This is a genomic window from Sorangium sp. So ce726 (genome assembly GCF_051521405.1).
Classification (GTDB): domain Bacteria; phylum Myxococcota_A; class Polyangia; order Polyangiales; family Polyangiaceae; genus Sorangium.
Window position 1 is genome coordinate 408279 of the sequence record NZ_CP150349.1, and the last position, 22521, is coordinate 430799.

General features: G+C 72.2%; 20 protein-coding genes. 11 read left to right on the plus strand and 9 right to left on the minus strand.

Annotated elements, in window-relative coordinates; all coding sequences use genetic code 11:
* Window positions 1–261: 261 nt before the first annotated feature.
* Entirely contained in the window at window positions 262–1152 is an 891-nt protein-coding gene (locus WME79_RS01525; RefSeq protein ID WP_437531201.1) for an SDR family oxidoreductase, read from the plus strand.
* A gap of 158 nt (window positions 1153–1310) precedes the next feature.
* Here the strand turns inward: WME79_RS01525 and WME79_RS01530 are convergent, their stop codons facing one another.
* Both WME79_RS01530 and WME79_RS01535 read right to left on the minus strand, forming a co-directional pair.
* Window positions 1311–1745 carry a hypothetical protein gene (locus WME79_RS01530; RefSeq protein WP_437531202.1) on the minus strand — a complete coding sequence of 145 codons (435 nt, stop codon included), beginning with the start codon at window positions 1743–1745 and terminating at the stop codon, window positions 1311–1313.
* 80 nt (window positions 1746–1825) lie between these two features.
* Window positions 1826–2560, minus strand: coding sequence for a hypothetical protein (locus WME79_RS01535; RefSeq protein WP_437531203.1), 735 nt, complete (start codon window positions 2558–2560; stop codon window positions 1826–1828).
* 88 nt (window positions 2561–2648) lie between these two features.
* Here WME79_RS01535 and WME79_RS01540 point away from each other — a divergent pair, with 88 nt between their 5' ends.
* The 3 genes from WME79_RS01540 (at window position 2649) to WME79_RS01550 (ending at window position 5339) form a co-directional block, all read left to right on the plus strand.
* Window positions 2649–3290 (plus strand): O-methyltransferase, encoded by a 642-nt coding sequence (locus WME79_RS01540; protein ID WP_437531204.1) that lies wholly within the window; start codon window positions 2649–2651, stop codon window positions 3288–3290.
* An 82-nt stretch (window positions 3291–3372) separates the two neighbouring features.
* Window positions 3373–4272 carry a type III pantothenate kinase gene (locus WME79_RS01545; protein WP_437531205.1) on the plus strand — a complete coding sequence of 300 codons (900 nt, stop codon included), beginning with the start codon at window positions 3373–3375 and terminating at the stop codon, window positions 4270–4272.
* Window positions 4269–5339, plus strand: a complete 1071-nt coding sequence (locus WME79_RS01550) for a FecCD family ABC transporter permease (protein ID WP_437531206.1) — start codon at window positions 4269–4271, stop codon at window positions 5337–5339. Before WME79_RS01545 ends, WME79_RS01550 begins: the two co-directional genes overlap by 4 nt.
* 19 nt (window positions 5340–5358) lie before the next feature.
* On the opposite strand, the gene WME79_RS01555 is transcribed toward WME79_RS01550, so the two are convergent.
* The 4 genes from WME79_RS01555 to WME79_RS01570 form a co-directional block, all read right to left on the minus strand.
* Window positions 5359–5757 carry a (deoxy)nucleoside triphosphate pyrophosphohydrolase gene (locus WME79_RS01555; RefSeq protein ID WP_437531207.1) on the minus strand — a complete coding sequence of 133 codons (399 nt, stop codon included), beginning with the start codon at window positions 5755–5757 and terminating at the stop codon, window positions 5359–5361.
* 90 nt (window positions 5758–5847) lie between these two features.
* A complete protein-coding gene (locus WME79_RS01560) occupies window positions 5848–6954 on the minus strand; it encodes an FHA domain-containing protein (protein ID WP_437531208.1) in 1107 nt (368 codons plus the stop codon).
* Between the two features lie 274 nt (window positions 6955–7228).
* A complete protein-coding gene (gene ruvA, locus WME79_RS01565) occupies window positions 7229–7855 on the minus strand; it encodes a Holliday junction branch migration protein RuvA (RefSeq protein ID WP_437531209.1) in 627 nt (208 codons plus the stop codon).
* Window positions 7852–8373, minus strand: coding sequence for a hypothetical protein (locus WME79_RS01570; protein WP_437531210.1), 522 nt, complete (start codon window positions 8371–8373; stop codon window positions 7852–7854). Before WME79_RS01570 ends, ruvA begins: the two co-directional genes overlap by 4 nt.
* A 200-nt stretch (window positions 8374–8573) precedes the next feature.
* Here WME79_RS01570 and WME79_RS01575 point away from each other — a divergent pair, with 200 nt between their 5' ends.
* The 7 genes from WME79_RS01575 (at window position 8574) to WME79_RS01605 (ending at window position 16388) form a co-directional block, all read left to right on the plus strand.
* Window positions 8574–8981 (plus strand): hypothetical protein, encoded by a 408-nt coding sequence (locus WME79_RS01575; RefSeq protein WP_437531211.1) that lies wholly within the window; start codon window positions 8574–8576, stop codon window positions 8979–8981.
* Window positions 8978–10312 (plus strand): LysM peptidoglycan-binding domain-containing protein, encoded by a 1335-nt coding sequence (locus tag WME79_RS01580; RefSeq protein ID WP_437531212.1) that lies wholly within the window; start codon window positions 8978–8980, stop codon window positions 10310–10312. Before WME79_RS01575 ends, WME79_RS01580 begins: the two co-directional genes overlap by 4 nt.
* 235 nt (window positions 10313–10547) lie before the next feature.
* Entirely contained in the window at window positions 10548–12188 is a 1641-nt protein-coding gene (locus tag WME79_RS01585) for a tetratricopeptide repeat protein (protein ID WP_437531213.1), read from the plus strand.
* A 485-nt stretch (window positions 12189–12673) separates the two neighbouring features.
* Window positions 12674–13246, plus strand: a complete 573-nt coding sequence (locus WME79_RS01590; protein ID WP_437531214.1) for a hypothetical protein — start codon at window positions 12674–12676, stop codon at window positions 13244–13246.
* 1 nt (window position 13247) lies between these two features.
* Window positions 13248–14483, plus strand: coding sequence for a matrixin family metalloprotease (locus tag WME79_RS01595; RefSeq protein WP_437531215.1), 1236 nt, complete (start codon window positions 13248–13250; stop codon window positions 14481–14483).
* A 399-nt stretch (window positions 14484–14882) separates the two neighbouring features.
* Window positions 14883–15332, plus strand: a complete 450-nt coding sequence (locus tag WME79_RS01600) for a hypothetical protein (protein ID WP_437531216.1) — start codon at window positions 14883–14885, stop codon at window positions 15330–15332.
* A gap of 345 nt (window positions 15333–15677) precedes the next feature.
* The gene (locus tag WME79_RS01605; RefSeq protein WP_437531217.1) at window positions 15678–16388 is read left to right on the plus strand and encodes a hypothetical protein; all 711 of its coding nucleotides are present in this window, start codon (window positions 15678–15680) and stop codon (window positions 16386–16388) included.
* Window positions 16389–16460: 72 nt separating this feature from the next.
* Here WME79_RS01605 and WME79_RS01610 read toward each other — a convergent pair whose 3' ends face one another.
* The 3 genes from WME79_RS01610 to WME79_RS01620 are packed head-to-tail and all read right to left on the minus strand — an operon-like array spanning window position 16461 to window position 22432.
* The gene (locus WME79_RS01610; RefSeq protein WP_437531218.1) at window positions 16461–16760 is read right to left on the minus strand and encodes a hypothetical protein; all 300 of its coding nucleotides are present in this window, start codon (window positions 16758–16760) and stop codon (window positions 16461–16463) included.
* Entirely contained in the window at window positions 16757–21490 is a 4734-nt protein-coding gene (locus tag WME79_RS01615; RefSeq protein ID WP_437531219.1) for a sigma 54-interacting transcriptional regulator, read from the minus strand. The genes WME79_RS01610 and WME79_RS01615 overlap by 4 nt, the downstream gene beginning before the upstream one ends.
* Window positions 21491–21502: 12 nt before the next feature.
* The gene (locus tag WME79_RS01620; protein ID WP_437531220.1) at window positions 21503–22432 is read right to left on the minus strand and encodes a hypothetical protein; all 930 of its coding nucleotides are present in this window, start codon (window positions 22430–22432) and stop codon (window positions 21503–21505) included.
* Window positions 22433–22521 lie beyond the last annotated feature (89 nt).

Below are 22521 nucleotides of genomic sequence, written 5' to 3' on the forward strand. Positions count from 1 at the left end.
GCGCGCGTCGTCTGCCCGATCACGTCCATCACCTCCATCCACGTCCATCACCGAGAGATGCCTGCTGCCGTGTCCGCTCGCGAGCGCCCGGCGACGATCCGACGGCGCGCGCCGCTCGCCGGTCGCTGCGCCGGTGTAGGGGGAGCTCCGATCGGGAGAGCAGGCGGCCACCGATGGCTGGGCTGTCCCGCCGCCCTTATGCCCAGGGTTCGCTGGGAGCGCGTTCGGCCTCTCACCACAGCGCAGCGTCAGGAGGAGGTTATGCAGAACACTGGACCGACAGCGGATCCGAAAGGCGCGGGCCCGAAGCCGCCTTTCGAGGGCAAGACACAGGAGCGTCCCGGAGTCGAAGCCAAGATGGATCCGAGGCCCGATTACGGCGAGTCGTCGTACAAGGGGCTCGGCCGGCTGAAGGACCGCATCGCGCTGGTCACCGGAGGGGACAGCGGGATCGGCCGGGCCGTCGCGCTCGCGTTCGCCCGCGAGGGGGCCCACGTGGCGATCTCGTACCTGAGCGAGCACGAGGACGCGAAGGAGACGGCGCGCGTCGTCAAAGAGGCGGGGCGCGAGGCGCTCACGATACCCGGCGACCTGGCCGACGAGGCCCATTGCAGGAAGGTCGTCGAGGAGGTGGCGCGCAAGTTCGGTCGCATCGATGTCCTGGTGAACAACGCCGCGGAGCAGGGCAAGGCGGTCGAGCGGTTCGAGGACATCGACGCTGCGCGCCTGGAGCGCACCTTCCGCGTCAACATCCTGGCCATGTTCCACATGATCCGGTACGCGCTGCCGCACATGAAGAAAGGCAGCTCGATCATCAACGTCGCCTCGATCCAGGCGTACAAGCCGAGCTCGGATATCCTCGATTACGCGTCCACCAAGGGGGCGATCGTCACCTTCAGCAAGGGGCTGGCGCAGGACCTCATCGAGCGTGGCATCCGCGTCAACGCCGTGGCGCCCGGCCCCGTGTGGACGCCGCTCATCCAGCAGTCGTTCGACAAGGAGAAGGTGGCCACCTTCGGCAAGAATTATCCAATGCAGCGCCCGGCACAGCCGGTCGAGCTCTCCCCGGCGTTCGTGTTCCTGGCCTCGAACGAGGCGAGCTACATCAATGGCGAGATACTCGGAGTCACCGGCGGCAAACCCCTCTCCTAGAGCGACAAACAGGTTAAAATTGCCTAAAAAGAGCAGAATTTCGAACCGCCAAGACGCCATAAGACGCCAAGATTTTTGTGTTTTCTTGGCGTCCTTGGCGTCCTTGGCGGTTCATCTCTCGCTTGATCAACGCGATCGGTGCTCTAGAGAGGGGCGCGTCAGGGATTGGTGAGCTGCTTCAGGTCGACGCTGACGCCGAGGTGGTGGAGCGCGTCCTCGGGGCGGGTGAAGATGCCCATCGGCTTTGTATAGCCCTTCGAAAGCCGGCCGAGCTGGAGCACCCCGGTCGCGCTCTTCAGGAGGACCGCGGTCTTCTTGAAACCTTCCGTCAGCCGCGTGTGACAGTGCGCGAACGCATTCTCGAATCCGTCGTCGTTGCGCAGCGGTGCGTCTCGGGCGTCGACGAGCAGGAGCGTGCGCTGCCTGGCGATCGCCTCGAGCGACCGATCAATGCGATCGAAGCTCAGCTCGATCGCCGCGATGCTCGGATAGTTCAGCGAACATCGCTTGATGAACACGAGGTGCTGAGCGGGGTCGTGATGGACGACCGTGTACGGGTCCCGCTCAATCTCGCGCAATCCGAGGAAGGCCACGACGGAATGGTATGCCTGTTCGCCCGGGGCGTCGACCCCCGCGACGCCGCGCGGCATGGCAGCTCGCGGCGGATCACCGGTCACTCGCAATCCGCCCCGCACTGCGCCTCTTCGCACGCGAAGACCGCCCCGGCAGCCTGCACGCCGTCCGCGTGCATCGCCGCGCAACCGTCCAGGCACCCATCTCCGTCCGCACGGCACGTATCCACGCACGCGAGCATCGCCCTGCACGACGGCTCGGCGACGCACGCGTTCATTTCGGCGGCGCAGCCTGTCAATCGGCAGGACGCACAAGGGGACAGCGCGTCTCGCGACGGGCATTGCGCGTTGCACCGCTCGGACGCGCAGCCGCCCTCGAGGAAGATGCCCGAGATGCCCGCCCGGTGCGCCGTCAGGCACGCCTGCTCGCAGGCCACGTCCTCCGCCGCGCAGCCGAGGAGGCAGTTGCCCAGCGCGGCGCACTCCGCGCTCCGCTGGCACGCGCAATAGCTCTCCTGACAGCGCAGGGCGAGGCAGGTCGTGCACGGATCGCCGAGCGACGCGCAATCGTAGACCGCCTCTCCCCCCGCGCCGCCGCCGGCCGTCGTGGAGCTCGTCCCACCGCCGGCGCCGGCGCCACCGGAGCCGCCGGCGCCGCCCGTGCCCCCGCCGGAGCCGCCCATGCCGGCGCTGCCGGAGCCGCCCAGGCCGGCGCCGCCGGAGCCGCCCGTGCCGGTGCTGCCAGCGCCGCCCGTCCCGGGGGGGCCGTCCGTCGAGCTGCAGGCCGCCGCCAGGAGCGCCGCTGCGGCGCACGTCGTCCAGGAAGAGAAGGCCATGGTCGACGCTACCGCGAAGGCCGCCGGCGGCTCAAGGTGAGGAGCGAGCGCGCACCGATGCTACGGTGCCTGGCCGAGGAACCTCGACATGATCCCTATCGTCAATCCAGACCTGGATCGCTACGTCCACGACCACTCCGAGCCGCCGGCCGCGCTCCTCGACGAGCTGCGCGAGTTCACGCTGGCCCATGAGCCGAGGGCGGTCATGCAGGTCGGGCGGGTCCAAGGCGCCCTGCTCAGGATGCTGGTCGCGCTCATGCAGGCGCGCCGGGTGCTCGAGATCGGGACGTTCACCGGCTACTCGGCGCTCAGCATGGCCGAGGCGCTCCCGCCGGACGGCGAGCTCATCACGTGCGATCGCGACCCCGAAGTGGCCCGCATCGCCCGATCGTTCTTCGACCGCAGCGAGCACGGCGGGAAGATCCGGATCGCGCTCGGCGACGCGCTCGCCACCCTCCGCGCCATGCCGGCGAGCCCGGCCTTCGATCTCGTGTTCATCGACGCCGACAAGGAGCGGTATCCGGCCTACTACGAGGAGGCCCTCCCGCGCCTCCGCCGCGGCGGGCTGATCGTCGCCGACAACACCCTCTGGAGCGGCGAGGTCCTCGCGCCCGAGAGCGCGGATGGCCGCGCCATCGTCGCCTTCAACGATCTCGTCTTCCGCGATCCCCGGGTCGAGAAGGTCATGCTCACCGTGCGCGACGGGGTGACGCTCGCGCGCAAGCGCTGAAGGCCGGGCGCGCCGCGAGCGCCGGCAGCGCGTCCGAAATCCTGGCCGGATCCCGGGCGCGCGGCGCTAGAGTCGGGCCAGCATGTTGCTCGCCATCGACGTCGGGAACACCAACATCAGCTTCGGGGTGCTGGAGGGCGAGGTGCTTCAGCACCACCTCCGCTGCGAGAGCGCGCGCTCCCGCACCTCGGACGAGTACGCCGTGCTCGTCCGGCAGATGCTCGACCTCCGCCGCGTCGACCTCGCCCGCATCGACAGCGCGATCGTCGCGAGCGTCGTGCCGACGCTGACCGACACGATGGTGGGGCTCGTCGAGCGGGCGTTCGGGATCGAGCCGCTCGTCGTGGGGCCCGGCATCAAGACCGGCATGGCCATCCTCTACGAGAACCCGCGCGAGGTCGGCGCCGATCGGATCGTGAACGCGGTCGCGGCGCACGAGTGGGTGCGGCGGCAGCCCGAGCCCGCGCCCCGCGCCGCACCAGCGCGAGCGCACGCGGCCGAGCCCGACCGGGGGGATCACGCCGCCGCCGGCGTCATCGTCGTCGACTTCGGCACGGCGACGACGTTCGACTGCGTGACCCCGAAGGGAGAGTACCTGGGCGGCGTCATCGCGCCGGGCATCCAGATCAGCGCCGAGGCGCTCTTCTCCCGCGCCGCGCGGCTGTCCCGCGTCGAGATCGCGCTCCCGCCCCGGGTCGTCGGCCGCAACCCCGTCCACTCGATGCAGTCGGGCATCGTGTACGGCTACGCGGGGCTCGTCGACGGGCTCGTGGGGCGCCTGCGGCGGGAGCTCGGCTACCCCTGCCGGGTCATCGCCACGGGCGGCCTCGCGCGGCTCATCGCGCCGCAGACCGAGACCATCGAGGGGGTCGACGATGACCTGACGCTCACCGGGCTGCGCCTTATCTACGAGCGGAACGCCGAGCGAGGCGGAGGGCACGCCCCGCTGCCGCCCGCAGCGGGCGGAGGCGGCCAGGATTGACGTCGCCCGTGTCCGGCCGCGCCCCGCGCCCAGCGAGCGCGCCCTCCCTCCCGGCGCCGCCGGCGTCCGGGCGGGGCCTCCGCCGCGCGCTCGTCCTCGCCGCGGCGCCCGCGGCGCTCGTGCTCTCGCTGCTCCTCGCCGTCCTCCTCGGCGCCGAGCCCGTCTCGATCGCGCGCGCCGTCGCCGAGCCCGGCCTCGACCGGACCCTCCTCATCGACGTGCGCCTGCCGCGCGTGCTCCTCGCGGCTGTCTCCGGCGCCGGCCTCGCGGCCGTGGGCGCCGCGTTCCAAGCGCTGCTCAGGAACCCGCTGGCCGAGCCGTACGTGCTGGGCGTCTCCGGCGGCTCCGCGCTCGGCGCCGCGGTCGCGATCGCGCTCGGCATCGGCGCGACGACCGTCCTCGGCGCCACGCTCCTGCCCGCGGCGGCGCTCGCCGGCGGCCTCGTTGCGACGCTGCTCGTCTACGCCATCGCGCGCGGCGCGGCCGAGGGCACCTCCGGCGCCTCGATGCTCCTCGCCGGCGTCATCGTGAACTCCATCGCGGCGGGCCTCATCTCCTTCCTCAAGACGCTCGTCTCCCCCTCGCGCGCCCAGCAGCTGCTCCGGTGGCTCATCGGCTTCGTCGAGCTGCCCACGACCTCGGCCCTCCTCGGCGTCGCCGCCTATGTCGCCGCCGGCTGCGCCGTGCTCCTCGCCGACGCCGCGCGCCTGAACCTCCTCTCGCTCGGCGACGAGTCGGCCGGGACGCTGGGCGTCGACGTCCGCGCCGTCGAGCGCCGGGTCTTCCTCGCGTCCTCGTGCGTCGTCGGCGCGATCGTCAGCCGCACCGGCCTCATCGGCTTCGTCGGGCTGATCGTCCCGCACGCGGTCCGCCGGCTCTGCGGCGCGGATCACCGGCGGCTCCTGCCGCTGTCGCTCGTGGCCGGCGCGGTCCTGCTCACCACGTGCGACCTCGTCGCGCGGCTCCTGTTCCGGTGGCTCGGCACGGAGCCGCCCGTGGGCGCGGTGACCGCGGTGCTGGGCGGCCCGATGTTCCTCGTGCTGCTGCGGCGCTCGCCGCGTCTGTGAGGGCGCAGGCGCGGGCGCGTCAGGTCATGCCGAGGAGCTTGTTCATGCTGGCCTCGTCCGCCGGCGTGAACGGGTAGCGATCGAACTCGGCGCTCGTGACCCACCGGAACACGTTCACGGCCAGCGACGCGAGCTCGCCGCTCTTGATGTGGCACTCGTAGAGGTACAGGTCGACGACGTAGCGCTCGTAGGGGTGGCTCACGAACGAGATCAGCTGGCCCACCTCGATCTCGACGTCGAGCCGGTGGCGGACCTCGCGCTTCAGCGCAGCCGCGTCCGTCTCGGTCTCCTCAACGCGTCCCCCGGGGAACTCCCAGAGCATCGGGAGCACGGCGGTCGGGCGGCGCTGGGTGATGAGGTACCGGCCGTCCTGTTCAATCACGGCGGCGACCACGCGGATGGTGCGGACCATTTCCATGGCGAGTGCCTCAGGGATGCTGAGCGTACGATGGGGCGACGGGTTGTGCGAGCGGGACGGTCGCGCCCTCGGGGCGCCGGTGGCGCGCCCTCAGACGTTGATGCGGAACAGCTGCTGACCCATGAGCAGGATGTCGCCGCTCGTGATCTCGGTCTCGCCGAGGACGCGGAGGAAGGTGCCGTTCGAGCTGCCGAGGTCCGTGAGGAACAGCCGGCCGCCCTGGAGCGAGATCTGGCAGTGGAGCCCGGAGACGTAGCCGTCCTCGGGGAAGAGGATGTCGCCGCGCTCGCGCCCGAGGTGCAGGCCGGTGTCGGGGACCGGGAACGCGTTGCCGGTCGCGTCCCTGCCGATGATGAGGGCCAGCCGCGCGACGTAGCCCTTCGAGGGGCTGCCGAGCCGCTCGACGCCGTCGGGGGTCGTGGGCGCCGGAGAGAGCGGCTCGACGCGGACGATCTCCTGGCCGATGCGGAAGACGTCGCCGTTGTCGAGCTGCACCGGCGTGTCCCTGCGCAGCCTGCGGTAGACGCCGTTCAGCGAGCCCTCGTCCTTGACGAAGAGCCGCCCGCCCTTGATCGAGAACGTCGCGTGGCGCGGGGAGAGGTAGCTGTCGCCGCCGAAGATCGTGCCCGAGTCGCGCCCGATCAGCGTGGGGTTCGTGGGCAGCGTGTACGAGCCGGCCTCGGTGCCGTCGGCCCGGAGCGCCGTCAGCACGACGTTCGCGGCGCCCGACGTGGAGACGACCGGCGTGGAGGGCTGCGCGGCCTGGCCCGCCGGCTTGACGAGCTTGAAGCCGCACAGCGCGCAGAACTTGTTCGACGGCGGGTTGGGCTCCTGGCACTGGGGGCAGACGACCGTCCCTGCGCCGGCCGCCGCTGCCGGCGTCGCGGCCGCGGCCGCGGCCGCAGCGGCCTTCTTGCTGGCGCCGGTGTCCTCCCCGCGGGCCGGGGCGATGAACGCCGCGGGATCGACGAGCGCGGGCGGCGGGGGCGCGACCGCGGGGCCCTTCTGGGCGCCTGTGCCGATGGCGGTCGGCTCATCGCCGTAGTCCTTCGCCCGCGAAGCCGCGGGCACGCCGTGGGGCGGGGTGCCTGCCGCGAACTTCTTGGGCGAAACGTCGCGAGGCAGCTCGGCGCCGCAGCCGAGACAGAACTTGTAATGGTCCTGATTTTCCTTGGAGCACTTCGGGCAGGTGATCACCACGCCTCCTCACAACGAGCGACCGGACTGGGTGCCAGGGCGAACGGCGGCGGGAGCATATTCGCCGCGGCGGCCCTCTGTCGACTGTCTGTCGCTCCTCCGACCTCGCGCGGGGCGTCGCGCGCCGCCGTCCGCCCGTTCGCTGGGGCGATTCCGCGCGGCAGCCGCGGCTCGCCGGGCGCGGCCGGCCGCGGTTTGCCGGGCGCGGGCAGCCGCGGTTTTCCGGGCGCGGGCGGCCGGGCCTGCCGGGCTCGTCGGGCGCTGGCGGCTTGGCTCACTTGGACAGGAGCGCGAGCGCCTCGCGCACGAGGTCGCCGAGCGGGGCGCTGTCGACGCGCGCGCCGAGGGTGGTGACGGCGCGCTCCGCCTCGGCAGGGCGGTAGCCCATGCGGGTGAGCGCGCTGTGGAGGAGGTCCTGATTGGCGCCGGTGGCCGCGGGCGGGGGGGCCGCGGGGGAGAGCGGGGCCGAGGGGAGGTGGACGAGCTTGTCCTTCAGCTCGAGGACGAGCCGCTCGGCGGTCTTTTTACCGACGCCGGGGATGGCGGTGAGGCGCGCGGTCTCCCGGCGGGCGATCACCGCGGCGAGCTCCCCCGCGCCGAGCGCGCTGAGGATGGCCATCGCGATCTTCGGGCCGATGCTGGAGATGCCGATGAGCACGCGGAAGGCCGCCCGGTCCTCGCGCGTCGCGAAGCCGTACAGGAGGAGCGCGTCCTCGCGCACGTGGGTGTGGACGAACAGGGTGATCGCGTCCGAGCCGGGCTTCGCGTTCGCGGCGATGCCGCGCGCGCGCCCCACGGCCCCGAGCGGGACGCTCACCTCGTAGCCGACCCCGCTGACGTCGAGGACGACCGTGCCCTCGTCGCCCTCTTCCACGACGTGGCCGGAGAGCCGGCCGATCAATTGACCTTGGCCCCTTGCTGGATCCACCTGCGGATGACGTCGCGCTCCGCCGAGGGCAGGAGGTCGCCGCCAAAGGGCATCGGGTCCCCGCAGCCGTCGGGGGCGCACTCGAGGTCCCCGCAGCTCAGCGTGTCGTCGAGCTTGTGCAGGAGGAAGCTGTTCGCGGGGTCCCCGGCCGTGATCCGCGGCATCCCCGAGGGCGCCCTCGACGCGGCGCCGATGTTCTGGGCCGCGATCGCGTCGATCTGCGCCTGCGTGGCCTGCTCGCTCAGCGTCGGGCCGAGGTACGCGAACCCGGCCGAGCCGGCCTCGGCGCCGTGGCATGTCGAGCTGAACGAACAGGACCGCTGGAAGATGGGGAGGACCTCGGCCGCGAAGCTCACCTCGGGCGTGGTGCCGTCGAACTTGCTGTAGTCGAAGCACTCGGTCGCCGCGGGCCCGGGGCCGTCGTCGCCGCAGCCGGCGCCGGCGCAGGCCGTCGCGACAAGGAAAATCAGGAAGAGTTTCCGCACGTTCACCCCTCGCACCCAGATGTCGGGGTGGGACCCTAGCAGAACTGCGCGCGCTCCGTAACGCGTGACGTCGCGCCGCCCACCTCGGGTCGCGTCGGATTGTTGCGGCGCGGCGCCCCGTCGCGGTGCGCGGCGTCCCGTCGCGGTGCGCGGAGATCGCCGCGCGTTTGGCCGGCCGGCGCGGCGGCGGGTAGGCTGGGCGTCCCATGAGGATTGGCCTGGGCATCGGCGCGATGGCGCTCGCGCTCGCCGCGCTCAACGTCGGTTGCGGCGGAGGGCACGACGCGGTCGAACGACAGCTCTCCGAGCTGCGCGCGGAGCTCGTCAGGGTGCGCGCGGAGAACGCGGTGCTCGCGGATCGGGTGGGCTCGCTGGAGCGCTCGCGGGGCGGCGTCCGCAGCGCGGCGCGCCCTGACGAGGCCGGGGCGCGCGCCGTGCCCCCGGAGGAGCCGGACAGGCCTGACCTCGAGGTGGTGCGGCTCGTGCCGGAGGACAACGGCGCGCGGCCGCCGGTGCTCCGCTCGACCGCGACCGGCGTCGTGATCGAAGAGCCCCCGGGCGGATCGCCGCCGCCGAGCCCGCCACCCTCACCCCTGTCGAGGCGCAAGCGATGAAGTTCCCCGCGAAGGCAACGCTGGTCCTGATCTCCCTGGCGCTCGTCGCGGCGCCGCCGCTGGCGCGCGCTCAGGATCAGCAGGGCGGCGAAGAGGGCGCCGGCCAGGCGCCGGGCGTCACCGTGGTCCAGCTCCCGAAGGGCGAGCCGACCGTCGAGACGCAGGTCGTGGTGCCGGGTTATCCGCAGCCGGGGTTCGATCCGAACGCCCACCTGCCCTCGAGCTCGCGGGGCACGACGGACACGTCCCGCCCGTCGGACGGCTTCGATCTGGGCCGCCGCAGCGAGGGCCCCGCCTCGGTGAAGGGCGGCGCGAACGGCAGCTACGTCGTCGAGGGGCAGTTCGTGCCCGAGTCGCACTCGGTGCGGCGCGGCGACACGCTCTGGGACATCTCGGGCAGGTACTACACGAACCCTTATGCGTGGCCGCAGGTCTGGGCGCTGAACCCGCAGCTCCAGAACCCGCACTGGATCTACCCGGGCGACCGGATCCGGCTCCGCGACCCGAGCGAGGGCCCGACCCGCGGCAGCATCGGGGTCGGCGCGAACCAGCTGGGGCGAGGGGGGCGCGTGCCGGCGAAGACGATCTTCCTGCGCGAGCTCGGCTGGGTCGACGACGTGAAGAAGGACACGTGGGGGGAGCTCGTCGCGAGCCCCGACGACCAGATGCTCCTCAGCGAGGGCGACGATGTCTACCTCCGCCTCTCGGACGATCACGAGGTCTCGATCGGCCAGGAGCTGACGATCTTCCGCGAGATCAAGAAGGTGAAGAGCGGCGATGTGAAGGGCGAGCTCGTGACGGTGCGCGGCACGGCGCGCGTGGATCGTTACAACCCGAAGACGCACATGGTGCGCGCGCGGCTCATCGAGTCGCTCGACGTGGTCGAGCGCACGGACAGGGTCGGCGCGGTGTTGCGGCGCCTCGACGTGGTGCCGCCGGTGGGCGCCGAGGCGGATCTCGAGGCGAAGATCATCGCGGCTGTCTACCCCTACCAGCTCGTCGGGCAGCACCAGGTGGTGTTCATCGACAAGGGCGAGAAGGACGGCGTGAAGCCGGGGCAGCGCTTCTTCGCGGTCCGGCGGGGCGACCGCTGGCTGCAGCAGATCGGGGGCGCGGGCAAGCTGGCCACGGTCCGGCCGCGGGTGCAGGACGAGCGTCCGGCGCAGGTCGACGAGCCGAAGTTCGGCGTCGACGAGGAGCTGCTGCCGGACGAGACCTACGCCGAGCTGCGGGTCGTGCATGTGCGCGAGCGCACGGCTGCGGCGCTCGTGACCCACGCGATGTACGAGGTCGAGCGGGACGCGGTGCTGGTCTCGCGCAAGGGCCTCTGACCGGCCATCTGCGGCGTTTCACGGCCGGGGTGGCCGGGGGCGAGCCCGCGATTGCGTGAGCGAGCAAACGTGCGCTGAGGCGGCGGCCTCGGCCGTCGCCTCAGCTCCGCCGCCTCCGCTCGCGACCTGGACGGCGGCAGAGGCGGGGCGGAGCTGAGACCGAACGCTGCCGCCGCGCTGATCGCGCAATGTCTCCACGAGGGGGGCGCCGGCGCGGTATGATGTTCCGCCTGGCATGCGTCGCCTCCCCGAAGTCCAGTCCGAGCTGAAGGGCGTGGATGGCGATCCTCCCACGCAGCGCTCGTTCGACAGCGTGACGGATCGCTGTACGCCGAGGAGCGGATCGCTGGCCGACGTGCTCGGCGAGGGGGTGGTGCGGGGGCCCCGTTCGAGCGCGGCGCCCCCGAGCCTCAACAGCACCCCGCCGGAGGCGCGCGGCAACGCGCTGCGGGAGCGCGGCAACCTGCTCCTCCGGCGGAACGACTACGCGGGCGCCGCGCGCGACTACGACGAGGCGCTCGCGCTGTTCCGGGCGACGAGCGACGTGCTCGGGCAGGCCCAGGTGCTCATGGATCGGGGCGCGCTGCGCCTGCGGGAAGGCGTCTCCGTGCAGGCGGTGCGCGACTATGACGAGGCGCTGGCGCTGTTCCAGGCCGCGGGCGATCGCGCGGCGGAGGGCGACGCGCTGAGGGCGCGGGGCTTCGCGCGCGCCGAGGAGGGCGATCTCGGCGGCGCGGTGTGCGACTACGATCTGGCGATCCAGCTGTTCCTGCAGCTCGGCGATCGCGAGCCGCTCAAGCCCCGGGCCGGGTCGCGCGGGGCGGCCGCCGACGTCGACGTCCCGGGCCCCTCGGAGCCTCCTCGCGCCCGCCAGCACGGCGCCGCGCACGGGCGGGCGCTCAAGGCACGCGGCGATCTGCGGGTCCGGCTCCGCAACCTGGCGGGCGCGGCGCGCGACTACAGCACCGCGCTCGCGCTCTTCCAGGACACGGGGGATCGGAGCGGGCAGGCCAGCGTGCTGAAGGCGCGGGGCGACATGCGCTTCGGCCAGGACAACGTGACGGGCGCCGCGCGCGACTACGACTGGGCGCTCACGCTCTACCAGGCGACCGAGGACCACCTCGGGCAGGCCGGCGTGCTCAAGGCGCGCGGCGATCTCCGGGTGCGGCAGGGGGATCTGGTGGGCGCCGAGAAGGATTACGATCAGGGGCTCGAGCTGTTCACGGCGACGCGCGACGTCCTCGGCCAGGCCGCGGTGCTGAAGGCGCGGGGCGATCTGCGCTCCGTGCAGGAGGACCTCGTGGACGCGGTGCGCGACTACGACCGAGCGCTCGCGCTGTTCCGCACGGGCTTCGAGCGCCGCGGGCAGGCCGCGACGCTCAAGGTGCGGGGCGATCTCCGCCGCAAGCAGTTCGAGCTGGTGGCCGAGCTCGTGGGCGTCGCGGCGGCCGACGCGTCGGACCTGGAGGAGGCGCTCTCGGACTACGAGCAGGCGCTCGCCCTGTTCGAGGTCCTCGAGGACGGCGCGGGCCAGGCCGGCGTGCTGCGGGCGCGGGGCGATCTGGCGCGCATCCAGGGGGATCTCGCCGGGGCGCTGTCGCTCTACCTTGGCGCGAAGCGGCTCCTTGAGGTGTCGGGCAACGCCGCGGAGCTCTCGGCGACCCTCGCCGAGATCGCCCGGACGCACGCGCTCGCGGGCCGCGCGGCCGAGGCGCGCGCCGCGGCGGAGCAGGCGCTCGCGCGGGCCGATCGCGCGACGAGCGCCGAGTGCCGCGAGCTCGCGGAGGCGGTCCTCGCCGGCCGCATCGTGCCGCGGGACGAGGCTCTCGCGAAGCGCGACTCCAGGGTACCGAACGGCCTGAAGCGGTTCGACTGAGAGAGGCCCTGAGCCGCGCGCGGAGGCACAGGCGCGCGGACGGCGTCGAGGCGAGCCTCCGCGCGCCTGTGCCCCCACGGGCGGCGCGGCGCCGCACCGAGGACCCGAGCGCCGCTCACGGCGAGCGGAGACAGCCTTGGATGGCGCTGATGGCGAGTTGACCCGATCGACGGACAGCCACCCTGACTCCGCCCGATGCTGTCGAGAGCGGGGATGACCCGATAAGGGTGTCTCATCGCCGAGAGCCTGCGGGAGAGCTCCCGAGTGCGTCGTCTACGTGTACGGCACAAATCCAGGCGCACCACGGCGCGGGTGGTAATGCGCGCTTCCGTACATGTCGGCATGGCCTCGCGCCGCGGTGTGATGATCCGCCGTCACGACAGATGGGCAATACCACGGCATCGCGAGCACGTTGCAGTGCTGTTTCCTGTCTGGCCGCCGCGCGCGCTTCGGGATAGAAAAGAGGGTCTTAAGGAGTCATCTACATGAAGAGAGGCTTGAAAGCAGTGCTCGCCCTGTCCGCTGCGCTCGCTCTGCTCGGCATCGGTGCGCCCGCGGACGCGACGACGGCCGTCCTGCTCTCGCGGGAGGAGCTCGTGCGCCAGTCGGCGACGATCGCGCGCGTGATCGTCGGCCGATCGTACACGGCGGAATCCGACGACGGAAAATCGATCGTGACCCGCACCGAGCTCACGATCACCCAGCCGCTCAAGGGTGGCGCTGCGGACAAGGGGGGCTCGAAGATGATTGTGCTGGAGCAAATGGGCGGGACCTACAACGGCAAGACACAGCGGCTGCTCGGCGACGCCAAGCTCTCGCCTGGCGAGGACGCCGTGGTCTTCCTGCGCTCGGGCGACAAGGGGCGGTGGCACCTCACGGCGCTGGCGCTGTCGGCCTATCACGTGGACAAGAAGGGCATGGCGCGGCGCATCCTCGATGGGCTGCACCTCGTCCGGCGGACCGGAGCCGCGCTCGTGCCCATCGAGGCGCCCATCGAGGAGGTCGAGCCCATCGAGAGCCTCATGACGGACGTCGTGCGCATCGCGGGAGGGAAGTGAGGTGAGGCGCCGCGTCGCCCTCGCCGCCCTGCTCGGCGCCGCCTCGTCCCTCGCAGTGGCCCGTGAGGCCGCCGCGTGGACGCCGCTCGATGACGTGGTCCCCCGCTGGGACAAGCTGCCCGTCGCCTACTACATCAACCGCTCGACGATCCCGGGCGAGATCTCCGCCTTCGCCGTTGACCGTGTCGAGACCGGGTTCGAGACGTGGTCGAACGCGGGGTGTACGGCCTGGCAAGTCAACCTCGTCGGCGACACCACCGATCGTTACAACTACAACGACGGCAAGAACGTGTTTCAGTGGATCAGCTCCTCCTGGCCGAACATGCTCGGCGACGTCAACTCGGTCATCGGCGTCACGATGCCGGTCTGGAGCTTCGACGGCGCCATCGTGGACGCCGACATGGTCTTCAACGACGTCGGGTTCTGCTGGAACGACACCGGCAACAACGGCTGTGTCGACACACAGTCGATCGCCACGCACGAAGAGGGGCATTTTCTGGGCCTCGGCCACTCCAGCGAGCGGAACGCGACGATGACCCCTTACTATGTCGTGGGCTCTTCGATGCGCACCATCGAGGCAGACGACATCGAGGGCGTGTGCGCGCTGTATCCCGTGGGCGGGACCACGGCCGCGAACGCCGCGAGCGCCACGAGCGCCGCCAGCGGCGGCGGCAGCTGCGATAGCTGCTCGAACGATTCGCTCGCGAACACCTGCAAAGCGGCCTATGACGCGTGCGGTGCGTCGCTCGCGTGCAGGGGATTCATCGGCTGTGTCAACGAGTGCTCGGACGACGCGTGCGTCGAGCGATGCTTGAATGACCAGCCCGAGGGGGCCGGCATGTATATCCGCATCCTCGAGTGCGTCTGCGGGGAATGCTCGACCGAGTGCTCCACCGAGTGCGCTGGCGTCGATGGCGGCGGCAGCGGCGCCGGCGGCGCCGGCGGCAGCGGGGGCGATGGCGGAGCGGACGGCAGCAGCGTGTCCACCTCCTCCTCCTCATCGGCCGGCGGCGGATCGACCGTGGGCGCGACCGTGAGCTCGTCGGTCGCCTCGAGCGGCGGGGTGGGGGGCGCGGGCGGCGCCGATCCGGACGACACGCCGAAGAGCGGCGATGAGGACTCTGGCGGCGATGCCGGGTGCTCCTGCTCGACGACCAGCCGATCATCGGCTGATCTCGGTGGCGTCATGCTCCTCGGCGTGCTCGGCGCGCTGGCGTCGCGACGGCGCCGGCGCTGAGCGTCCGGTCACGGGGCTTCAGGGGGAGCACCGGCCCCCGCGGCGGCGTGGATCGAGTCTGGGCCCGCCGCGATCTTCCGGACCAGAGAACACCTGAGAGGACACCTGGTGGAGGCCCACGCCGTCGGCGTGGGGGCTCTGACCTCCACCGCGCCGCGCGGGCGCCCGCCGGCGCGGCGCGGTGGAGCGCGAAAACCCCGAGATAGGCCGTCTTCCCCGCGGATCCTGGGCGTGCCGGGGGCGGCCCGAAGCGCCCCGACAACCTGGCCCGGCGGTTGCTCTATCCGGATGCGACGCCGCGAGACAGCGACGAGGGACGCCGAGGCGAGCTCGAGCTCGCCGGAGGCCGCCGACACGCGATCTCGCGAGCGCGAACACCCGACCCAAGGACACACCACCATGAACATCAAGAACCTGCTCCTCTGCTCGCTCATCTCGTCCTTCTCGCTCGTCGGCTGCATCGCCGAGCCGCTCGAGGGCGATAGCGTCGATGAGGGCGCGAGCGACGCCGCCGAGGTCGTGGGCGAGGGTGCAGAGGCGATCATCGGTCCTGGCGGCGATGACGGCGGCGGCCCGGTCACGAAGACCGTGAACCTCTCCTGCTCGATCACCTATCCCAGCATCTTCAACCCGAACGCCGCGATCAAGAACACCTCGCTCTTTGGCGTTCCGGACTCGGCGAAGATCACCTTCACCGTCACGCACTACTACGGCGATCCTGGGCCCTACACCCGCACGGTCACCGGGCCGCTCGCCAAGGGCCAGACCAAGCTCGTGCCCCTCTCGCACCCGGGCGCGCTCGACGCCTACGGCTGCACTGCCAAGGCCACCTGGACCGTCCTCGACTGAACCCGCGGCGGCAGGCGAGCAGCCCCATTGCAGGGTCAGGGCGTCACCGCGCACGGAGCCCCGATGTCCCGAGGCGCGCGTCCACGCGCGCCTTCGCGGAGCTCGCCCTGACTCCCGATCTTCACGAGGGCAACGCTCGACGTCCTACCTGCTCCCACCTCTCCCGCGTCGTGCCCAATTATTGTTTTGCCAATTGACACAATAGAAAATCGGGCTATCCTGAAGCTCGTGACAGCGCCAGGCCGCCCACGCGGCAGACCAAGGAAGGATCCGCAGCAGCTCGCGACATGGGTTCCGCCCGAAGGCTGGTCACGCCTGGTCGCGTGGATCTCGCCGGAGGAGCGGATGGCGCTGAAGCGCGTCGCGCTCGAGGCGAGCACCTCCGTCGCGGAGCTGGTGCGTGCCCTGGCGAGCGGGCTCGCTGCAGGCGTCATCACCCCTGACGAGCTGCTCGGTCAGGTACGAAAGGGCATTCAGGTCATGGAGAAGATTCCGACGATTTTTGATCGCGGCGACGACTTCAAGGTGCTCCCGAAGCCGCGCCAGGGGTGCGAGTGGGTCTTTGCGGGCGAGGGCCGTCCCACCGAGAAGCTCGACGGCACGAATGTGCGGTTGACGATTCGCTCGGGCCACGTGGTCCGGGTCGAGAAGCGCAGGAACCCGAGCAAGCTTCAGAAGCAGCAGGGAATCATCGACGGCTGGTACGTCGACGCCGACGAGCACGGGCCGGAAGACAAGTGGATCTTCGAGGCGGTTCGCGAGACGGAGTTCCAGGGCTGGCCGGACGGCGAGCACTCGGCCGAGGCGCTCGGACCGAGCATTCAGGGCAACCCGCTCGGGCTCGCCAGGCATAGAGTCGTGCCGTTCAACCTCGAGATTCCCGTCTACGACGACGTCCCGAGGACCTATGACGGCCTCCATGGCCTGTTCCAGCACCTGGAGAGCCGCTTCGCCCCGGGCCACCTCGCCGAGGGGATCGTGTTTCACCACCCCGACGGCCGGCGCGCCAAGATCAAGCGCAAGGACTTCCCCGGAGGGGCCGGGAAGTCGCGGTGAGGCTCCGGCCGATCGGGGCGCCTCTCCGCCGGGATCGAGGCAGCTCGCGGTTCGCGCCCGTCCGGTGAGCGCTCAGCGCCGCCGCCTGCCGCGCGCTGGCTTCCCCCGACTGGGGCGCTGGGCCGGCTTCTCCCCACTGGGGCGCTGGGCCGGCTTCTCCGGCGGCGCCTCTGTCGTCCGGACGACGAGCAGCGCCTGCCCGCGCTCGAAGGTCGGCGTCACGCTCACGTAGCCGTTCTCCCGCGCGAAGCCCGCCATGTCGCCGCGGTGCTCATCCATGTACCGGCTGAACCGCGTCCAGAGATCGCGCGCCTCCTCGTCGGCGAGGGGCGCGCCGTCGATGGAGGCGGCGAGGTTCGAACGATCGCTCACTGGATCCCGTACTCCTTGAGGCGCCGGTAGAACGTCCGGCGCGGCAGGCCCACGACCTGCGCCGCCTTCACCCGGTTCCAGTTACAGCTCGAGAGCGCGACCAGGATCCGCTCCCGCTCGCTCGCCTTGTGCGCGTCCAGCGACGTCTCCACGCGGTGCGGCTCGCTCGACGGCGGAGCCCGGCCCGCGCTCGCGGGCGCCCCGCCGCCAGCGGGCGCTCGGGGCGGGGGCGTGGCGCCGCTGTCGAGCGAGCCCCGCAGCGACCGAGGCGCCGCGTCGGGGAGCTCGAAGTCCTCGCTCTCCAGCTCGGGGCGATCCGACAGGACCCACGCGTTGAGCAGCACGTTCTCGAGCTGCCGCACGTTCCCGGGCCAGGTGTACGCCGACAGCCGCTTCAGCGCGGCGCGGGACACGCTGCGGCGATCGCGGCCGTAGCGCGCCGCGAAGATCCCGAGGAAGTAGTCGATGAGCAGCGGGATGTCCTCGATCCGCTGGCGCAGCGACGGCACCCGCACCTCGACGACGTGCAGCCGGTAGTAGAGATCCTCGCGGAACGTGCTCCTCGAGACCATGTCGGAGAGATCCCGGTGCGTCGCCGCGATGACCCGCGCGTCGACCGGCTCCTCTCGCGCGCCGCCGACCGGACGGACGACCTTCTCCTGCAGGACACGCAAGAGCCCTGCCTGCATCTTCTGCGGCATCTCCCCGATCTCGTCGAGCAGGATGGTGCCGCCGGTCACCTCCCGGAAGAGCCCCTTCCGGTCGCGATCAGCGCCCGTGAACGCGCCGCGGACGTGCCCGAAGAGCTCGCTCTCCAGCAGGTGCTCCGGGATCGCGCCGCAGTTGACGCCGACGAACGGCTTCTTCGCCCGCGGGCTCGCGTTGTGGATCGTCCGCGCGACGACCTCCTTGCCCGTCCCGCTCTCGCCCGTGATCAGGATCGGGATGTCCGTGTCCTTCACCCGGTCGATGAGCGCGTACACGCGGCGCATCGCCTCGCTCGTACCGACCAGGCCCTCGTAGCCGAAATGGCCGCGGATCACCGCGCGCGCCGAGCGCAGATCCCGCCGCGTCGCGGCCAGCTGCGCGGTGCGGTGGCCGAGGAGCTCCTCCAGCTTGGCGCGCGCCGCGCGCAGCTCCTCGTTCGCGCGCTCGAGCTCGCGGGCGCGGCGCTCGTTCTCGCTCACGAGGCGCGCCGTCTCGATCGCGATCGCGACCTGATCAGCCAGCGCCGTCAGCGTCGGGAGCTCCACCTCGAACTTCGCCGCCGCGCTCAGCCGGGTCTCCAGGTACAGCGCGCCGCTCACCTGCCCGCTCCGCTGCCGGATCGGCACGCACGCGACCGACTGCAGCATGAGCTGGTGCACGGAGACGTAATCGCTCATGCGCGCGTCGTCCCGCGCGCTCGCGGTCACGACCGACTCGCCCGTGGAGATCACCCGCTCGGCGATCGAGCTGGAGAAGCGCGCGTGCGGGTCGTCCCCCGCCTGGTCGCGCGAGGCGTGGATCGAGAGATCGACCGCGCCTTCGCCCGCAACCTGCTGCAGCTCGTCGCGCGGCGGCCGCTGCAGGATGATGAACCCGCGCTCCGCCTGGAGGAGCGCGATCGCATGATCGGTCACCTTCGCAAGCAGGCGCGTGAGATCGTGCTCGCCGGCGATCTCGCGGTTGATCTCGAGGACCCGCGCCAGCCGGTCCTCGCCCTGCGGGGGCGCCGCGCCGGCCTGAGCGCCCGCGCTCTGCTGGGTGAACGGCACCGTGCGGCTGCTCATCAGCTCGAGCATCGCGGCCGCCCGGATCTCCTTGCGCCGCGCGTCGTTCCAGAACACCTCCCGGAGGTCGCGCGGCAGCTTCGAGGCGATCTCCTCCAGCGTGATCAGCGCCTCCTCGCGGTCGTGACGCGCCCGGATGAGGTGCCCCCGCTCCGTCTCGAGCTGCGCCCGCGCCTCCAGCGAGCGCCAGATCCAGTCGCGCTGGCCCGCGGCGCGCGCCGCGTCGAGCGCCTCGTCGTACGCCGCCCGGGCCCGCCACTCGTCGCGCGCGAGCGCCGCGACGCGGCCGCGCGCGAGCGCGAGCAGGGCGCGGTGGGCGCCGGTCGTCCCCAGGCGCTCCGACGCCACGTCGATCTCCTCGCCGAGGGAGCGCGGATCCGCGCCGGCGCGCGCCACCGCGAAGAGCACGCGCTCGAGCCGCGCCTCGACCCCGTCGATGCGCCGGCCCATCGCCTCGTACGCCTCGGCGCACTCGAGGCAGAGCCGCTCGGCCTGCTCGAGATCGCCCGAGCGCGCCGCGTGCTCCGCCTCGAGCGCGAGCAGCTGCGCCTGCTGCTGCGGCGCGAGATCCGCGCGCTGGGCGGCGAGCGCGTCGAGCGACACCCGGGCCCGCGCGAGCCGCCCGAGGTAGAGGTCGAGGTTCGCGAGGTTGAGGAGCGCCTGGCGGATCGTCGCCACGCGGCCGGAGCGCCGGCCCAGATCGACGGCGGCCTCGAGGTGGCGGATCGCCGCGCCGAGGTCGCCCTGGAGCTTCGTGAGCGCGGCGAGGTTCAGGCGGGTCGTCGCGAGCGTGCCCGCGTCGCCGGCCTGCTCCGCGGCCGTGAGCGCCTCCTCGTAGACCGCCTTCGCCTCGCTGAGGCGGTCGTCCCGCTGGAGCGCGAAGGCGAGCGACACGAGGGCGACCGACAGGATCCGCGGCTCTCCCGTGAGCCGCGCGAGCCGGACCGCGTGCTCCAGCGTGCGCTTCGCGTCCTCGTGCCGCGAGGCGAAGCTCTGCGCGAGCCCGCGCGTCGCCACCGCCTCGGCGACGATCGCCTCGGGCGAGGCGCCGAACGCGGCGGTGGTCGCGACCTCGGAGCGCGATGCGCCGGTGAGCTCCGCCGCCTCGATCTTGAGCGGGCCCACCCGCTCCACGGCCTCGCCAGCGCGGCGCTCCGCCTCGCCGTAGTCGCCGGTGCGCACGAGGGCGCGGGCCATCTGCAGCGACCAGAACGCCGCCAGCGCGTGATCGCTCGAGGCCTCTACCTGGTCTTTCACGCGCCCGAGCTCGGCGAGCGCCCTCGCCGTGTCGCCGCGGTTCATGGCGAGCCGCGCGCGCGCGATCGTCAAGGTGGGCACCGCGGCGGCCGAGCCGTCGCCCTCGTGCCGGCCAAGCGCCTCCGCGGCCGCGTCGAAGTGGCCGCGGTCGAGCAGCCGGTGGATCTCCGCCGGCGGCAGCGCCGCCCCCTCGGCGCCCGCGCCGCCCGGCCCGGACGCCGCCGCGCTCGTCGGGGGCGCGTCGAGCAGCCGATCGACGTCCTCCGTCGACGCGACGGGCGCGCGCGCGATGCACGCGACGATCTCGCGGATGCGCCCGGGCCACCGCCCCGCGCGAGAGACGACGTGCGCCGCCACCGCGTCGCTCAGCGACGGGATGGTGCGCTGCACGAGCTCGCGGGCGACCTGCTCGTCGAGCGGCGCCATCTCGAAGCGCTCGAACCCGCCGCCCAGGCGCGCGGGTGAAGGCGCGTCGTCAGCGGGCGCGCGGCGCGCGGCGCGCCGCGCGCCTGGCGCCCGGTTCGCGCCGCTCTCCGATGGATCGCCGAGCACGAGCACGAGCTTGCCGCCGGCCTTCCGCACCTCGTCGAGCCGCTCGAGCGCCGCGTCGCCTAGCCGATCGGCGTCGTCGACGAGCGCCGTCACCCGGCCGAGATCGTGCTCCGACAGCTCGATCGAGAGCGCCTCGCGCGGGTCTGCCACGCGGGCCGCCTCGACCCACGCGACGGCGTACCCGCCGACCTCGAGCGACCACGCGATGCGCCGGAGCAGCGCGCTCCGCCCGGAAGCGCGCGGGCCGTCGATCGAGAGCCCGCCGCCCGCGGGCAGCGCGAGGATCTGCGCGAGCAGCCGCGTGGAGGGCGCGTCCAGCCCGACGATCGGCCAGACCACGGCGCCCGCGTCCGCGTCGGGCCTCGCGGCCTCCTCGCCCGGCCTCGCAGCCTCCTCGCCCGGCCCGGAGGGGAGCCGCGCCGCGCGCCGGAGCGCGTTCGCGAGCTCGTCCGCGCTCGGGTAGCGCGCGTTCGGGTCCTTGGCGGTCGCCCGGTCGACGACCCCCTGGAGCGCCTCGACGACCTTCGGATCGCGCTCGCCCCCGCTGTCGCGGAGGGCCTCGGCGAGCGTCGCGCCGAGCGCGAACACCTCGGCGCGGACGGTGAGCGCGTCGCCCTTGAAGAGCTCCGGCGCGGCGTAGCGGGGCGTGAGGCCCACGGGCCGCGAGCCGTCGTCCCGGAACGGCGCGGCGAGGCCGAGGTCGACGAGCGTGGCGCGGCCGCCCTCGCCGACGATGATGTTCGCGGGCTTCACGTCGCCGTGCAGCAGGAGCGCGCGGTGCAGGCGCGTCAGCTGATCGGCCGCGTCGGCGATGGCCGCGAGGTTCCTGGCCAGGTCGCCCTTGCGCGCGAGCAGATCGGCGAGGCTCGTCCCCTCGACGAGCTCGCGCACCATGAAGGGCCGCCCTGACGCGGGCAGCCGGCCGAAGCGCAGCACGCGCGGCACGCCGAGGCCCTCGACGCCCGAGAGCGCCGCCGCCTCGCGGACGAGCGCGAGCACCTCCGGCTCGTCCGCCTCCTCGCCGAGCGTCTTCAGCGCGGCCGTCTTGCCGGTGAGGCGGTCGCGCACCGCCCACACCTCGCCACCACCGCCCTTTCCGAGCGCCCCGATCGGCTCATAGCGCGGGGGAAACAGCGGACGCGACGTCACCTCATCCCTCGATCAGAGCCCATACCCCGCGGACAGCCCAAAGAACAACCCTGTGATGGAGAAGCCGGCGTCGAGCCGCGTCTGAAGCTGCTTGATCGGCTTGTACCGGAAGCTGAGCTGCGGGAGCGAGATCCATGGGAACACCGACGGCTTGGATCCTCCGTTGATCCAGCTCGGCTCGTCGTAGTCGCCGAAATGGTCGTTGGAGCCGTCGCAGAAGCCGCCGGTCGGGCCGGTGCACTTGTTCCACGAGCCCACGTCGTCGGGGTCGAGGCGCGACGGGTTGTTCGGGTACGCCTGCGCGCGGTAGAGGTTGCCGAAGACGACGCCGAGCCCGACGCCGCCGCCGATCAGCAGGGAGAAGCGGCCCTTCTCCTTGTCGAGCGGGATCTCGTAGAGGAGATCGGTCGTGAAGTAGACGAGCTTCATGCTGCTCGACACCATCTCCCAGGCGTCGTTGCCGTCGTTCTTCCCCTTGAAGAGGAAGGGATTCATCGAGTAGTCCGCGTAGGAGATCGCCAGATCGATCTCGAGCCCGTCCCTGCGCGTCGCGAGCTCCGGGCCAAACGTGAACACGTTCACGCTCGACCCGCCGTCCGCGAAGAGGTTGATCATGGCCTTCGGCACAATGAGGTTCCGGAACCGGAGCCCGGCGAACCGATAGGTCTTGCCCTCTCTCTCGAACGGGGCGTTCTCATCCGCCGCCTCGGGCGGCGCTTCCTGCGGCTTCTCCTTCTCGCCGGCCGCCTTGTCGTCCTGCGCCTTCTCGTCCGTGGTTTGCTTCTCGGCAGCGGGGGAGTCGTCCAGGTCGCCTTTGGCGTCGTCCTTGGGCTGCGCGCTGGCGCTCGACGAGAAGCACACGGCGCCGAGCAACGCGGCGAGCGCGGCGGCCCTTGCGTGCACCCCGACCGCGAGCTGCCGACCCATCTTCAAGTGGTACATTGTAGGTCACCTAGCGATGCGTAAGTTCAGGGCCGGGCTCCGGCGCCCACGGAACGGGCGCGCCGAGGCCAGCCTCGGGTTCTCCGCGC